This is a genomic window from Neolewinella lacunae (assembly GCF_014349155.1).
Taxonomy (GTDB): domain Bacteria; phylum Bacteroidota; class Bacteroidia; order Chitinophagales; family Saprospiraceae; genus Neolewinella; species Neolewinella lacunae.
The window spans coordinates 1-13,874 of record NZ_JACSIT010000097.1 but is presented as its reverse complement, the minus strand read 5'-3'; the positions used below and the strand labels follow the sequence as shown (position 1 = coordinate 13,874).

At 58.3% G+C, this 13,874-nt stretch carries 12 protein-coding genes; all 12 read right to left on the bottom strand.

The genetic code is table 11. From position 1 onward, the window contains the following. Positions 1 to 102: 102 nt before the first annotated feature. Positions 103 to 999 (bottom strand): OmpA family protein, encoded by an 897-nt coding sequence (locus H9S92_RS09180; RefSeq protein WP_187466415.1) that lies wholly within the window; start codon positions 997 to 999, stop codon positions 103 to 105. Between the two features lie 368 nt (positions 1,000 to 1,367). After that, positions 1,368 to 2,969, bottom strand: a complete 1,602-nt coding sequence (locus H9S92_RS09175) for a S8 family peptidase (RefSeq protein WP_187466414.1) — start codon at positions 2,967 to 2,969, stop codon at positions 1,368 to 1,370. 123 nt (positions 2,970 to 3,092) lie between these two features. Continuing rightward, positions 3,093 to 5,999 (bottom strand): leucine--tRNA ligase, encoded by a 2,907-nt coding sequence (locus tag H9S92_RS09170; protein WP_187466413.1) that lies wholly within the window; start codon positions 5,997 to 5,999, stop codon positions 3,093 to 3,095. Positions 6,000 to 6,052: 53 nt separating this feature from the next. Beyond that, the gene (locus H9S92_RS09165) at positions 6,053 to 6,571 is read right to left on the bottom strand and encodes a Gmad2 immunoglobulin-like domain-containing protein (RefSeq protein WP_187466412.1); all 519 of its coding nucleotides are present in this window, start codon (positions 6,569 to 6,571) and stop codon (positions 6,053 to 6,055) included. Positions 6,572 to 6,685: 114 nt separating this feature from the next. Next, positions 6,686 to 7,105, bottom strand: a complete 420-nt coding sequence (locus H9S92_RS09160) for a hypothetical protein (RefSeq protein ID WP_187466411.1) — start codon at positions 7,103 to 7,105, stop codon at positions 6,686 to 6,688. Between the two features lies 1 nt (position 7,106). Next, positions 7,107 to 7,853 (bottom strand): class I SAM-dependent methyltransferase, encoded by a 747-nt coding sequence (locus H9S92_RS09155; protein ID WP_187466410.1) that lies wholly within the window; start codon positions 7,851 to 7,853, stop codon positions 7,107 to 7,109. Next, complete coding sequence (locus H9S92_RS09150) at positions 7,841 to 8,575, bottom strand: DUF2071 domain-containing protein (protein WP_187466409.1); 735 nt, start codon at positions 8,573 to 8,575, stop codon at positions 7,841 to 7,843. The genes H9S92_RS09155 and H9S92_RS09150 overlap by 13 nt, the downstream gene beginning before the upstream one ends. Then, the gene (locus tag H9S92_RS09145) at positions 8,562 to 8,912 is read right to left on the bottom strand and encodes a DoxX-like family protein (RefSeq protein WP_187466408.1); all 351 of its coding nucleotides are present in this window, start codon (positions 8,910 to 8,912) and stop codon (positions 8,562 to 8,564) included. Before H9S92_RS09145 ends, H9S92_RS09150 begins: the two co-directional genes overlap by 14 nt. 72 nt (positions 8,913 to 8,984) lie before the next feature. Further along, positions 8,985 to 10,073: an alanine dehydrogenase gene (gene ald / locus H9S92_RS09140; RefSeq protein WP_187466407.1), complete on the bottom strand. Its 1,089-nt coding sequence runs from the start codon at positions 10,071 to 10,073 to the stop codon at positions 8,985 to 8,987. 92 nt (positions 10,074 to 10,165) lie between these two features. After that, positions 10,166 to 11,053 carry a hypothetical protein gene (locus H9S92_RS09135; protein WP_187466406.1) on the bottom strand — a complete coding sequence of 296 codons (888 nt, stop codon included), beginning with the start codon at positions 11,051 to 11,053 and terminating at the stop codon, positions 10,166 to 10,168. Between the two features lie 63 nt (positions 11,054 to 11,116). Continuing rightward, positions 11,117 to 11,872 (bottom strand): 4-hydroxy-tetrahydrodipicolinate reductase, encoded by a 756-nt coding sequence (dapB, locus tag H9S92_RS09130; RefSeq protein ID WP_187466405.1) that lies wholly within the window; start codon positions 11,870 to 11,872, stop codon positions 11,117 to 11,119. Positions 11,873 to 12,145: 273 nt separating this feature from the next. Next, entirely contained in the window at positions 12,146 to 13,786 is a 1,641-nt protein-coding gene (locus tag H9S92_RS09125; RefSeq protein WP_187464761.1) for an IS1182 family transposase, read from the bottom strand. Positions 13,787 to 13,874 lie beyond the last annotated feature (88 nt).

The window sequence follows — 13,874 nt, the reverse complement described above, 5'->3', positions numbered from 1 at the left end:
CATCTTTAGGATCTTGGCAAATTACTGCGGGTTCCGCCGGAAGGACGGAACCCGAAGTAAATTAAGGGCATTTTTGGGAGACGGCGGACCATCTCTGCCCTTTTATTCCGGAATATTGTCCGGATTGAGCAGGTCGTAGAACTGGTTGAGGCGGGGCAGCAGGATAATGCGGGTCCGGCGGTTGGTCGCCCGGTTCTCGGCGGTGCTGTTGTCCACCAGGGCATTGTATTCACCACGGCCGCTGGCGATCAGGCGGTTGGGGTCAATGCCGTAGTTCTGCTGGAGGGTCCGAACGACGGAAGTAGAGCGCAGCACGCTCAAATCCCAGTTGTCTTTCACACACGCCGTTTTGATGGCCACGTTATCGGTGTAACCTTCTACCATCAGGTCCAGATTAGGACGGCTCTTGGCGATGGCGGCGATCTTGGCGAGGACCTCCCCGGCGCGATCAGTAATCTCGTAGCTACCGCTCTTGTAGAGCATCTTGTCGGAGAGGTTGATGTACACCACGGTTTTGTCCACCTTGATGTCGACGTCCTGATCGTCGATGCCGTCTTTGAGTACCTGCTTCAGGTTAACGGCAAGGGCGAGGTTAATGGAGTCTGCCTTAGACTTGGCGGCTTGGAGCAGGCGGATGTACTTGTCTTTGCTTTCCAGCTGGGCCAGCGTGCGGTTGATGTTCTGGTTGGCCCCCTGGCTGAGCACGGTGAGGTCGCCGACCTGGGTTACCTGCTGGTCGCGCTGCTTTTTGAGGTCGTCAATCTGCTCTTCGCGGATGCGCACCTGGGTCTCGGCGTTCTGGATCTGGCCCTGGAGCTGGGTTTCGCGGCGCTCGCAGTCGGCCAGGCGCTCTGCGTAGCGGTTGAGTTCCTGATTGCGCTTGGCCATCGCATCCTGTTCGGAAGCCAGCTGGGCTTGCAGCGCTTCGTAGTCTTTCTTACTTACGCAGGACGAAAGGCCCAGCGTAAGGACGAGGGCGAATAAGAGAATTTTTTGCATTGTTGGGTGATTATTGGTTGTAAATTAGTGGGTGCTCCAGCACGCTGCATGGCTGGATGTTTCAGTTGTTGTTAACGAAACGATATGATCCAAAGGGATGTTCGCAGGCAGGGTTTATTGCGAATTAACAAAACCTTAAGAGTTGTGTCGTCCACTCCCACCTCGCTTACCTGTCCCGGAAAATCCTGGCACTATTCTGCCCAATCTAAGCCTCGCCCCTGGGGAGAGGAAATTAGAGGATAGCGTGAAAATCTGGTGTGGTCTGCGCAGGGGCTGTTCGGTGCAAGTTCCCTCATTTTGCGCGGTCGCAGGTGCAAGGGAATGCACTGAGGAGCAGGGGAAGCAGCCAGGGTCGGCCATTCCTCCCTCTACCGCAGGACTACCCTAACCCAGGCAGTCCGTCCCCGCTCCGTAAGCTGTAAGGCGTAAGCGCCGGCTGGCAATCCTCCCAGATCTGCCTGGAGCCTCACTGGCGATCCTGGCAAACGGGTGGGCTGCAATTGCCGTACGCTCCTCCCCAGCGCGTCGTAGAGGACGACGGTTCCGCTTTCTCCAAAGACGAGGGCGTTGGTCTCGATGGTAAGCAAACGGTCCGTTGGATTCGGGAAGATTCGGGCGATGGCAAAGTCGTCATTGCCCTGGCTGCCACAAGCTTCCACCAACCTCCGCTGGGCTTCGAAGACGTTGAGGCTGCCGCCCGTCGCCGTCCGAAAATTCAGGGACTGGTTGGGGTCCGTCCCCCCCAGGATGGCTTCCCGGACGAGCAGGGCGGCGGCCCCAGGGTTGGTCTTCGACTGTTCCAACAGCAGCGGACAGGGGGTGGCGTACAACAAAGCGATGGCCCCGGCAACGTAGGGTGCCGCCGCGCTGGTGCTGCCGAAAGGGCCGTAGCTGCCGTTGTTGCGGGTTGTGAAGCTCTCTTCGCCGTGGGCTGCCAGGTCAATGCTGCGCCTGCCGAAAGCGGAGGAGCGGTAGAGGAGGTCATCCGCCCCGAGGTTGGCTACGCCGATGAGGTAGTCAGAAGGGCAGTCGGTGGGCATGTCGCCGAAGTCGTCCACGTCCCAACTCCGGTTGGCCGTGGCCGCAGCGGTGAGCACGCCGGCGTTGCCGAGGTCGTCGTAGAGGCCTCCCCAGACGGCGTAGTCGGCGCAAGTGGCTCCTTCGATGCCCAGGCTGAGGTTGGTGGCCACCACAAAAGCCCCTTCGGCTCCCTGGCTGGCATTCCAGCGCCGCCGCTGTTCGAGGATGTATTCGTAGGCCTCGATAATGCCTGCCGAGTCGTCGATACTGAAGAGCATGACTTTAAGGTCCCAGTTCGTCCCGGCAATGCCTTTTCCGTTGTTACCCTTCGCCCCGAGGATACCCATCACCTGGGTGCCGTGGGTGTTGAGGGGCACGGCGTTGTCGTTGGCAATCAGGTCCCAGCCGTAGCTGTCGTCTACGTAGCCATTGTTGTCGTTGTCTTGGCCGTCGTTGGGGATTTCGCCGGGGTTGCGCCAGAGGCTGGGGGCGAGGTCTTCGTGGCGGACGTCAAAACCGGCGTCGAGAATGGCTACGACGATGTCGTGCTGGTCGGTAGTTTGGCCGCCGGAGCTGAGGTTCCAGGCCCGGTCAAAACCCGCCCGGGCGAGGTTGCCTTGCTTGCCTGCGTATTCGGGGTCGTTGGGCGTGGAGCGGAGATCGACGGCACGGTTGGGTTCGAGGGCGAGGACGGCGTGGGAGGACGAGAGCATTGCCTCGGCCCGTTCGCGCGCGGCGGCGTCGGCGAAGGTGAGCAGTTCAATGCTGCGGCGGGCGGAAAGGGGACGGCGCGCCAGGACGTCCGCCGCAACCCGGTCTTTGGCCGAAGCTTTGGGGTGCCAGCGCACGATCAATTCCCGCTCCGGGTTTTGGGCAATCAGGTTGGCCTCCCCGGCTCCGAACGCCAGCCAGACCAAGACAAGTAATAGCCAGGATGTCCAATGCCTCATGCCACGAAGATAAGACGGGACAACAGCTTCGGCCTGGCCCAAGTCGACCTAGCGTCGGGCGCAGGACGGAAAGGGATAAGGACGGCCGGGGAAGTTACCGTCCCCTGCACCTGCGGCCGCGCCCTAACCCACCACAAAATTGATCATCCGCTTGGGCACGACGATGACTTTGCGGACCGCCTTCCCCTCCAGTTGCTGCTGCACACCGCTATTGGCCCGGGCCAGGGTTTCCACCTCCTCGGCAGTTGCGTCGGCGGGGAAATCAAGGGTCAACTTGGTCTTACCGTTGAAGGCAATGGGGTAGGTGAAACTGTCTTCCACCAGCCACTGCTCCTCCACCTCCGGCCAGGCCGCGTGGTGGACACTCCCCTGCCCGCCCAGGGCGGCGAAAAGTTCCTCGGCAATGTGCGGCGCGAAGGGCGCGATGAGGCGAACCATCGGTTCCAGCACCGCTTCCTTGTTGCACTTGAGGCGGCTCAACTCGTTGGCGGCCACCATGAAGGCCGAGATGCAGGTGTTGAAACTGAGCTTGTCGATGTCTTCGGTCACCTTCTTGATCAGCGTGTGCAAGACCTTCATTTCTTCCTTGCTGGGGGCGACGGAGCTGACGTTGAGTCGGTCGTCGTTGCCCACGTAGAGGTTCCAGAAGCGGCGCAGGAAACGGTACACGCCATCGATGCCGCTCACGCTCCAGGGCTTGGCCTGGTCGATGGGGCCGAGGAACATCTCGTACATGCGGAAGCAGTCGGTGCCGTAGCGGACGCTAATGTCATCAGGGTTAATCACATTATGATACCGCTTAGACATTTTACCGACCTGAGCACTCAACTCAAGGTATAGACGACCTTCTTTGTCCTTCTCCCAGATGAAGCTGCTGCCTTGCTGGAGCACGGTCCGGAAGTACGCCGCATCCTGGGCTTCGTCCTGGGCAATTTGCTCGACGGCTTCTTTGTAGATTCGGAAGCTCGGGATGTTGTTGACGCTGCTTTCCTCGACGATGCGCAGGGGGACTTTGCGGGTGCCGGCGCTTTCGTCCAGGACCAGGTGCCCTTTGCCCAGGCCTTCAACTTCGAGCGGCGTTCCTTCGGCCACGTTGGCCCCAACCCACACGGGATGGCGCTGCCCGTCCTCCGTCAGCAAAACCCCGAGTTGGATGCTCGTGATCGGCGCTCCGATCATGCCCTGGTTCAGCAATTTCCTGTAGGGCTCCTGCGTCGGCACCTTCCCAAGGTCGAAGAGGAATTTGTGGATCAAACGGCTGTAGAGGATGTGGCTGACGGCGTGTTCGGCGCCGCCGACGTAGAGATCGACGTCTTGCCAGTAGTCGGCGACCTTGCGGTCTACGAACTCTTCGCTGTTGTGGGGGTCCATGTACCGCAGGTAGTACCAGTTGGAGCCAGCGGTGGCGGGCATCGTGTCGGTTTCCCGGCGGCCCTGGGGAGTGGTGTTCCAGTCGGTAGCGCGCTTGAGGGGACTTTCGCCGGAGACGGCGCGGAAGTCTTCCATGGCGGGCAGTTCAACGGGCAGATCGGCCTCGGGCACCAGGTGGGGCACGTCGTTGGCGTCGTAAATGATGGGCCAGGGCTCGCCCCAGTAGCGCTGCCGACTGAATACGAGATCGCGGATGCGGAAGTTCACCTGCTCTTCGCCGCGACCCAGTTCCCGCAGTTTGGCGGTGGCGGCCTCGATGGCGTCGGGCACTTCCATGCCGTTCAGGAAGTCGGAATTGATGAGGATGCCCACCTTGTCTTTGAGCGTCGCGCCGGGGTAGTTGCTTTTGTCGATGACGTCGATGATCTCGATGCCGAATTTCTCGGCGAAGCGCTTGTCGCGCTCATCGTCGCTCGGTACGGCCATGATGGCCCCGGTGCCGTAATCTTTGAGGACGTACTCGGCGATGTAGATCGGCACCAGTGCCCCGTTGAGCGGGTTGATGCAGTAAGAGCCGGTGAATGCGCCAGTCACTTTGGTTTCGGCCTGCCGGTCTACTTCGCTGCGGCTGCCGACGTAGGCCAGGTAGTCTTTGATTTCTTGCGCTTGCTCGGGCGTGGTCAGTTGTTCCACCAGTTCGTGCTCCGGGGCAATAACCATAAAGGTTACGCCGAAAATCGTATCCGGGCGGGTGGTGAACACTTCCAGGGGTTGGTCGTGGCCCTGGATGTCGAAAAAAGCTTGTGCGCCGGTGGAGCGGCCGATCCAGTTGCGCTGCTGGGCTTTGAGGCCGTCGCTGTAGTCCACTTCCTCCAGCCCTTGCAACAGGCGTTCGGCGTAGGCGGTGATGCGCAGGCTCCACTGCAACATGGGCTTTTGGACAACGGGGTGGTTGCCGCGCTCGCTGCGGCCGTCTTTCACTTCGTCGTTGGCCAGGACGGTGCCGAGGGCTTCGCACCAGTTGACGTAACTGACGCTGCGGAAGGCCAGGCGGTAGTTCATCAGGAAGTCGGACTGCTCCTTGGCCGACATCCCCCGGAAGGCGGCGGCGGTGCAGTGCTGGGCTACGCTCTCGGCGGCGTGGAGGCCTTCCGTGCCGTGTTGTTCCAGGTGGGCGATGAGTTCACCGATGGGCCGGGCGCGGTCAAGATGCTTGTCGTACCAATGCTCGAAAACCTGCCCGATGATCCACTGCGTCCATTTGTAGTAGTTGGGGTCGGAGGTGTTCACTGCGCGGTCCCAGTCGTAACTAAGGCCCAGGCGTTCCATCTGTTCCTGGTAGCGTTTGGTGTTGATGGCCGTCGATACGCTGGGGTGGACGCCCGTGTCGATGGCGTACTGCTCGGCGGGGAGGCCAAAAGCGTCGAATCCCATGGGGTGCAAGACGTTGAAGCCCTGCTGCCGCTTGCTGCGCGCTACGATGTCGGAGCCGATGTAGCCCAGGGGATGCCCGACGTGCAGGCCCGCGCCGGAGGGGTACGGGAACATGTCGAGTACGTAGTACTTCGGCTTGGTGGTGTCGTTGGTGGTGCGGTAGGTTTTGTGTTCTTTCCAGTACCGTTGCCACCTTTCGTCGATGGCTTGAACGTCAAATTTCATGGGGTATACTTTGCGAGCGGTGGGCAAAGGTACGCGACACCGCCAAAAGAAATTTAGTATACAGTCAGCGGAATGCTTACCGCCCGCTGCACACCTTCGCCATCACTGGGGTTATCGAGGTGAAAAGTGAGCTTCAGGCGGGTGCCGCTGGGCGCAGCAAAATTCAATTCGCTGGCGAAGGGCGTGAACTGTCCTTCCAGTACTTTGGTCAGCATCACGGCCGGCGCTTCGGCGAGTACCTTGCCCTTTTCGTCGGTCAGCACCACGGGAAAATCGCCCTCAAAAAACCACCCCGGAAATGCACTGCCCTGAAGTTGTAGCGGAGAAGTGATGCGGTCATTGGGCCGCGGTGTTTTGATGCGGATCAGGTCTTCCAGCGGCCGTGGGTCTGCCTGGGGGTTGAGGTCTTCGTATTCGCCGGCCGGCAGCGGTTCCGCCACGTCAGCAGCCAGCCCACCGCCGGTGGGGATTTGCGGTGCGGGAGCGGGGGTTTCGGGCGCCGTGGCGGGCGCTCGATCCGGCTGGCAAGCGGTAAAAAGAAGAAGCGCAAATAAGATGAGACAGCGGTGCATGAAATAAAATTTGCCGCAAATATACCGGGCGCGGCCGCAGGTGCCAAGGAGGCTGAACGGCAATGCACGGTCCACAAACGGAGTTCACTCCCCACCCAATGCAGATTCCAGCCCTCAAAGTTTCCCCACCGGGGCGAAAAGCGGCCACGCGATGCTCCCGAATACCCCGGTCAAGACCAGCCACAGCGCGGTAAAAAGGACGTGAACCACCGTTTCAAAGGCCTTTCCCCGCCACAACAAAGGTGAATAAACGAAGAGCTGAAATACGAGCCGTAACCCCCAGAACAGGGCCAGCCCCAGCGAAATGCGCTGCCCCAGCGGGGTGCTGATCAGGAGATCGGCCGAAGTGAGGCACAGCAAACCCATCAAAAACACCGTGAGGGCAATGAAAAAAGTGTGTGTCTGCATCATCTGCCGGTTGATGAGCGAAAGCGCCTTCAGGTTGTTCGTCCAATCGAAGTAGCGCGGAAAAATGACGTGCACCAGGGCCAGTCCGAGCAGAAGGCTACCCAAAATTTGCAGGAGAAGTTCCATATCAGTGCAGTTGATAGAGGTGTAAAAAAGTAAACAGCTGCCGGGAGTGCTTCACCTTCAGTCCCGCCCCCCGAAAGGTTTCCTGCCAGGCAGAGGGTGCCAAAAAATGAAACACCCCGAAAGTGTAGGCCAGGGCATTGGCCAGATCGCGCCGGTGCTCCAACACCAGAAGGGGTGCACCAGGTGCCGCCACGCGCCGCAACTCCCGGAAGAAAAGGACGCGCTCTTCGGGTTGTCGTATCTCGTGGGCGGAGAGCAAAACCAGAACGGCCCCGACGGAGGCTGTCGGCAGGGGAAGGTTTCCGCTGCGCACGGCAACTGTACCTGGATAAGGCGGATACGCCCGGCGGGCCCGGCGAATGGACACTTCCGTATGCACGGCGGGGTCGTAAAAATCCAGCACCTGGATCGTGGCCGCCGGGAATTTCCTGGCCAGCAAGGCGCTGGTCTCATCAAAACCCGCGTGAACGTTTAGAATGATGCCCGCTGCGGGGATGCCCAGGCCATCCAGCCAATCCAGGGCGTAAAGGCCCGATAAGTCGTAGACGTACCAGGATACCAGCAGCGAGACGACAATGGTGCTCAGCAAAACAAGGGCAATGGCCCAGGCCAAAGTCGTCCAGCCCCCACCCAGCCAGTGCCCGAAGGCCAGTCCGCCCGCAATCCCAAGCAGGGCCAGCAGGTAAAAATGCCAGTTGAAGCGGACGATGTTCCGTACGCCTTGCCCGTGCCGTCTTAAGGTTTCCATACTTCGGTTCTGCCCTTTTTCCAGGAATACGGGACGTTCTCGATGCTAAAGGCATTGGCCAGGGAGGCCCGACCAAACCCGGCCTCCCCCAGCCAACCTACTTGCTGCCGCTCTACCGTCAGTGGACGCGGTGTCCAGTTTTCCCGCACACCCTCGATGATCAAAACCTTCTGGGTGGAAGCCTCGTAGGTGAAGGTAAAAGGCAAAGGACCAGCAAAACGGCGCGCTTCTTTCCAGCTGGAAAATGGCGAGCCCGCGGGTAATTCCCCCGATGCATTGTCGCTAACGGCAACGTCCAGTTTCGAGGCGTGGGAAAATACGCTGTAGCGGTCTTCGTCCATTACCGTTTTGACGTCCGTCAGCCGGTAATTGTAGTGGGTAAAGGTATTGCCCAGCCAGGTCATGCGCTTGCGGTCCGTTTCAGATCGCAGGATGTACAGTCCCCGCAGGCCTTTTCCCCTTTGGTCTGCATAACGAACGAAAATGCGGTAGCCGATCAGGAAAAAGTCGTTGCCCAGGATGGCCGGAAAACCCTTGGGGCGCAAAGCCTTGGTTTCCACCATCGCTACCGCCACAAAGGCGTGCCTATCCTGAAAAGTATCCAAGCTCAATGGTGGCGGCAGCAAAGGAGCAAGATCCTCAGGCGGCAGCGCAAAAGTGAGCACGGTGGAGCGCACGAAATGGGCACTGACTGCAAACGGGTGGTTTTTAAGCTGCCGCATGTCGATGAAATTCCTGGTAATAAATCAAGCCACAAAATACCAGGGCAAACACGAAGTTCCATGCGCCCCAAAGTAAAAGATCGCGAGCCACAATGCTTTCAAGCAGGTTCATGGTAAGGATCACCACAATCTGAACTACCGCATTGAAGCCTTGTTGCCAACGACTGAGTATCCAGATGGCCATCACGATTTCGGCCAGGCCAATAGCTACCGTCAGGGCAGGGGCCAGATCTTCGCCCAGTATACGGGCCACAATAGCTTCATGCCTGGGCACCAAGCCACACACCTTGCATAAAAGGCCATTGACCAACCAAACCAGGGCGATGAAGTATCTCATAGAATAAAGATAGCCCGGCACTACGATTGTACGCAGTGCCGGGCTATTCCAGGGAGGTCAAAGGGGAAATCGTTAGGCTTCGCCCAGGGCTTCAGCTACGGGGGCGTAGACGATCTCTCCGCGCACGACGTTGAGCCCTTTGGCCAATCCTGCATTTTCCGCCGTAGCACGTTCCCAGCCCTTCTCCGCAAGCTGCAGCAGGTAGGGGAAAGTAGCGTTGGTCAGGGCAATCGTACTGGTGTAGGGCACCGCGCCGGGCATGTTGGCGACGCAGTAGTGCACTACGCCGTCTACCACGTAGGTAGGGTTCTCGTGGGTGGTGGGGACGCAGGTTTCGATGCAGCCACCCTGGTCTACCGCCACGTCAACGACCACCGAACCATCGCGCATTTCGCTGAGCATTTGGCGGGTGATAAGGTGCGGTGCTTTGGCCCCGGGGATGAGGACGGCTCCGACGATGAGGTCCACCGTTGACAGTTCCTTGCGGATGTTGTACTCGCTGCTGTAGACGGTCCTTACGTTGGCGGGCAGGATATCGGCCAGGTAGCGCAGCCGGTCCAGGCTGATGTCCATGAGGATTACCTGGGCACCGAGGCCAGCGGCCATCTTTGCCGCCTGGAGGCCGACAACGCCGCCACCGAGTACCACCACCTTGGCGGGTTTTACGCCCGGTACGCCGCCGAGCAGAATGCCAATACCACCAGCGGGCTTTTCGAGATAGCGCGCGCCCTGCTGGATGGCCATTCGTCCAGCCACTTCACTCATCGGCACCAACAACGGCAGGCTGCCGTTGGGGGCTTCCACCGTTTCATAGGCCAGGCAGATGGCCTTGGAAGCAATCATGGCTTTGGTGAGGGGAACGGAGCTCGCAAAGTGGAAATAGGTGAACAGCAATTGTCCTTCCCGCACCAGGGGATATTCCACCTCAATGGGCTCTTTTACCTTGACGATGGTCTCGGATTTGGCGTAGACCTCCTCGATGGTGTCCAGCATCGTGGCTCCGGCATCGATGTAGTCTTCGTCGGAATAACCACTGCCCATTCCGGCGGTCTTCTGGATGTACACCGTGTGGCCCCTCCGCACCAGCTCCAGGGTTCCGCCCGGCGTGAGGGCAACGCGATTTTCGTTGTTTTTGATTTCTTTCGGGCAACCGATGATCATGATAAAAAAAGGTTTCCGGGTGCGGCAGCCTTTCTTTTGCTTCTCCGGCCCGGTTGGTTAGGGAAATACTGGAATTACAAAAGACCTCGCTGCTAGGCCCCGGCAACAATGGCCACCTTACCGAAGCCATTGGCCTCGATGCGGGTGATGTTGCGGATGCCGTAAAAACGCAAGTCCACCACTTCTTTCCACCGGGGGTTCCGGATGGGATCGAAGCGGTAAATTTTACTACCACCTGCCATCAGGTAGCTGCCGTCGCGGAGGACGGCAAAATCTTCGGAGCCCTGGATGCAGGAGGTGATGATGCGCGGGGGCTCGTTGAGGCGGTAAAGGTTTTGCTCCACCAGCGTCCAGCTGGGCGTGGCTTTGCTGACGTAGGCAAGGTTGCCATTGGGAAGGCGCTTGAAGCAACGCCCCACGTTCTGGGCCAGGGTGCGGAGATTATCCGAATCTACCGAGCCAATAGCCAACGTGGAAGGGTTGCCCACCAAAAAGAGGGCCACCTGGGCGCTGTTGAGCCACTCATAATAGCCAATGCCGTTGACGTACTTAAAAACGGGCCGGCCGTTATCCCCCAGGGTAGTGGGGAATTCCCAGAGGCGCAACACCGTGTCTCTTCCGGCGTACTCCTGGCGGATGGCACTGAATTTCCGGCCATCGCCAATGGGTTTGGGGCTGTATTCGCCGGAGCGCGTCCGGGTCATGCGCGTGCGGGATTTCGTCGTCAGGTCAAAGCTGAAGAGGTCGGGCTGCTCCATCTCGGGCAGTTGGACGGACATCAGCAGCACGTTGCGGTCTTGCCAGGAGGGCTGGTTGTTGTAGCCTTGTTGGTTGAAGGCGGTGAGGTACTGCGGTTTGGAGAAGGTGACGGTGGTATCCCGCTCGGCAATGTCGAAAACGTAGACCTGGGTTTTGGGGAGTTGCGCCCCTAAATGCATGGCCGTTGTCAGGAAAATCAGCAAGAAAAAAGCTCTTGGCATAGTGCGTAGTACTTGGGTGGTGGGCAAAGATAGGCCAGCGACCGGGAGCCGGGCCAAATTGCGTTACAAGTTCAGCAAATCAGGCATGGAAAAGACGCCCCGCCGCCCCACCAGCCAGCGGGCCGCCGCCAGGGCACCCTCCGCAAAACCGGCCCGCGAGTGGGCCGTGTGCCGCAGTTCCAGGCGATCGACGGTGGAATCAAAGCTTAAATGGTGGGTCCCCGGCACCGCGTCTTCACGAACGGAGACAATGGGGACGGGCGTGGCCGGGCTGGCGGGCGCGGTAATTTGGGTTTGGGGGACGGAAGACTTCACCTCGCTCAGTTCCCAGCCCGCGTAGGCATCGAGGGCCGCAGCGACGGTTTCCGCCAGCGTAATGGCCGTGCCACTTGGCGCATCCAGCTTCTGGAGGTGGTGGGTTTCCTCGATCGAGACCTGGTAAGTACCGTAGGGATTGAGCAACTCTGCCGTACGCCGCGCCGCCGCAAAAAAGACGTTGACGCCCACGCTGAAGTTGGATGCCCAGAACAAGGCCCCCTCCGCCGCCTTCACCCGCTCGCTGACCTGCGGCAACTGCGCCAGCCAGCCCGTTGTGCCCACTACAATGGGTACGCCAGCGGCCAGGGCCAGATCGATGTTGCCCACCGCCGCTTCCGGCCGCGAAAACTCGATGGCCACGTCGGCCGCCGCCAGATCCTGGGGACGGACGCTGGCGCGATTGGCTTCGTCGACGCGGAGCACGATCTCATCCCCCGCAGCCAGGGCCAAGTCCTCAATGAAACGGCCCATCTTTCCGTAACCCAGTAGTGCGATTTTCATGGGGGGCGAAGATACGCAGCGGCACCGTACTGCTTCCCGGAAAGCAAGAAAATGAAGCTTTCGAAGACACGGCTCGTTCTTCCCCCACTCCTTGTCCTAACTGGGGCCGTCTAAAAAGTCAGCCCCAAAGCTGTGGGGTGCGCCACGGTGGCTGTGCTGGTTGCGTTCTGACACATTTAAGAAAAAATATGTGTTCCTTTTTTGGGCCTCCCCACATGCTGGGTGGGCCTTCAGGGAGTTAAAAATGCCGTCTAGACGGATTTTTGGGCCGTTTTAGGTCATTTGGGCCCTTTGTACGACCGGAGTAAGCAGACTACGCCCTTGCTCAATCGATAATTTATGTAATCGACGAAGATTTGTGGCTATCGAAAGGAGGCCCATCTCAATGTTAACCCCCGTAAGTCCCTTTAGTGTAAACCGACGTCTTCCCAGATTGGCCTTCAAGTTGCCAAAGAAGCCCTCGACTTCTGCGTTACGGCGCAGGCACTTTGCTCTACCCTCTTTCGTGCTCAGACGAGCTCGGGCTTGCTGGCGATAGCTTTGACCTTTGTGGCTAATGGTTACCACTCGGTTGCCGTCTTGTTTATGACACATCCCGCGCAAGGGGCAGCCTATGCAATTGACGGCTTTGTACTTACTTGTTTCACGGATATACCCACTTGCTGTTTTCTCCTCTCCCTCTCCACAATACGTCATATGCTGACCCATGGGGCATATCAGCACATTTTGCTCTTCGTTATAGTATAACTGGCTTGGCGCAAATGGCGCTTTAAGTACTCCTTGCTCTTCCTTGTAATAGCCCGGGTATTTGAGGTAGGCTTCTATCTCCTTGCCCTCACAATAGCGATAGGCCTCTTCGTTGCCATACCCCGCATCGGCTGTAATGGCCTTGGGCAAGTTCAATCCGATTTGGCTTAAGATCGATTCGGTGTCTTCAAGATGAGGAATGAGGCAGGCCGCATCAGAAGGCGTCTGGTGCATTGTCCAGTTTACAACAAAGTGGTTTTCCGTTCCCACTTGAGCATTGTAGCCGGGTTTTAGCTCCCCGTTGCCCAAGTGGTCGTCTTTGGGCCTCATGAACGTAGCACCATGATCCGTTTTAGAGTAAGACGACCGATCTCCCAGTAATTCTTGCTGGCGCTCATATTCCTGGAGTTTGGGCAAGGACTTGCTCTCCAGGTTTTTCAGTTTTGTCTTTGCCTTTTTGACCTCTTTGGCTTCCTCCTTGGTGCTGGGGGACTGACTTTCTAAGGCTTTGTTGAGTCGATCAATCGTTTCTTGGACTGCTGCACTGTCGCTGAGTTTGTCCCCTTGATCATCCCCATCGGCAGCTTGCTCATCCTCTTTATCCGCTTTTTCACATAAAGCGTCAATCTGAGAAACGATCATCCCTATCTGGTCTAGCACCGACTTCTTGTAACGCTCAACGTTTGACTTCCAAACGAAGGTGTACCGGCCAGCTACTGACTCCAGTATAGTGCCATCTAAAAAGTAATCATCCAGCTTGACATAGCCTTGTTCATGTAAAGTCAACAAAACGTGGGCAAACACTTCCTTTACCCGGCCACCCATGCGGTGCTTGCGAAAGTTATTGATCGTATTGTGATCGGGAGTGGACATCCCACTTAGCCACATGTAGCACACGTTCTCATAGCAAGCCTTCTCAATCGAACGAGATGAGTACACCCGATCAGAATAGGCATAAACCAACACCTTAAGCAGCATCCGAGGAGAGTACGCGCTACTGCCACCTCCTAAATAGGTGCTTAGGATCGAATCAATGTTCATCCCATCTATAATCTGGCTGATCAGCCGCGCCTTATGATGAGGCGGTACCATGTCGGCAAGATGTGGAGGGAATAGCAAGCCTTGGTTCTGGAGGTCAGGCTTGAAAACTGCTCTTTTTGTGCTCATCGGCTACGGGGATGGGAACAGCCTCAAAATACTACTTTTTCGTATTTTGTACCAGAATGCCCCCCTAGTAGACTTTTTAGACGGCCCC

Bases quoted from the DNA above. Each gene is read 5' to 3' on its own strand.
- H9S92_RS09145 (WP_187466408.1), bottom strand. From the start codon at position 8,912: ATGAGATACTTCATCGCCCTGGTTTGGTTGGTCAATGGCCTTTTATGC.
- H9S92_RS09175 (WP_187466414.1), bottom strand. From the start codon at position 2,969: ATGAGGCATTGGACATCCTGGCTATTACTTGTCTTGGTCTGGCTGGCG.
- H9S92_RS09160 (WP_187466411.1), bottom strand. From the start codon at position 7,105: ATGGAACTTCTCCTGCAAATTTTGGGTAGCCTTCTGCTCGGACTGGCC.
- H9S92_RS09125 (WP_187464761.1), bottom strand. From the start codon at position 13,786: ATGAGCACAAAAAGAGCAGTTTTCAAGCCTGACCTCCAGAACCAAGGC.
- H9S92_RS09155 (WP_187466410.1), bottom strand. From the start codon at position 7,853: ATGGAAACCTTAAGACGGCACGGGCAAGGCGTACGGAACATCGTCCGC.
- ald (WP_187466407.1), bottom strand. From the start codon at position 10,073: ATGATCATCGGTTGCCCGAAAGAAATCAAAAACAACGAAAATCGCGTT.
- H9S92_RS09180 (WP_187466415.1), bottom strand. From the start codon at position 999: ATGCAAAAAATTCTCTTATTCGCCCTCGTCCTTACGCTGGGCCTTTCG.
- H9S92_RS09165 (WP_187466412.1), bottom strand. From the start codon at position 6,571: ATGCACCGCTGTCTCATCTTATTTGCGCTTCTTCTTTTTACCGCTTGC.
- H9S92_RS09170 (WP_187466413.1), bottom strand. From the start codon at position 5,999: ATGAAATTTGACGTTCAAGCCATCGACGAAAGGTGGCAACGGTACTGG.
- dapB (WP_187466405.1), bottom strand. From the start codon at position 11,872: ATGAAAATCGCACTACTGGGTTACGGAAAGATGGGCCGTTTCATTGAG.
- H9S92_RS09150 (WP_187466409.1), bottom strand. From the start codon at position 8,575: ATGCGGCAGCTTAAAAACCACCCGTTTGCAGTCAGTGCCCATTTCGTG.
- H9S92_RS09135 (WP_187466406.1), bottom strand. From the start codon at position 11,053: ATGCCAAGAGCTTTTTTCTTGCTGATTTTCCTGACAACGGCCATGCAT.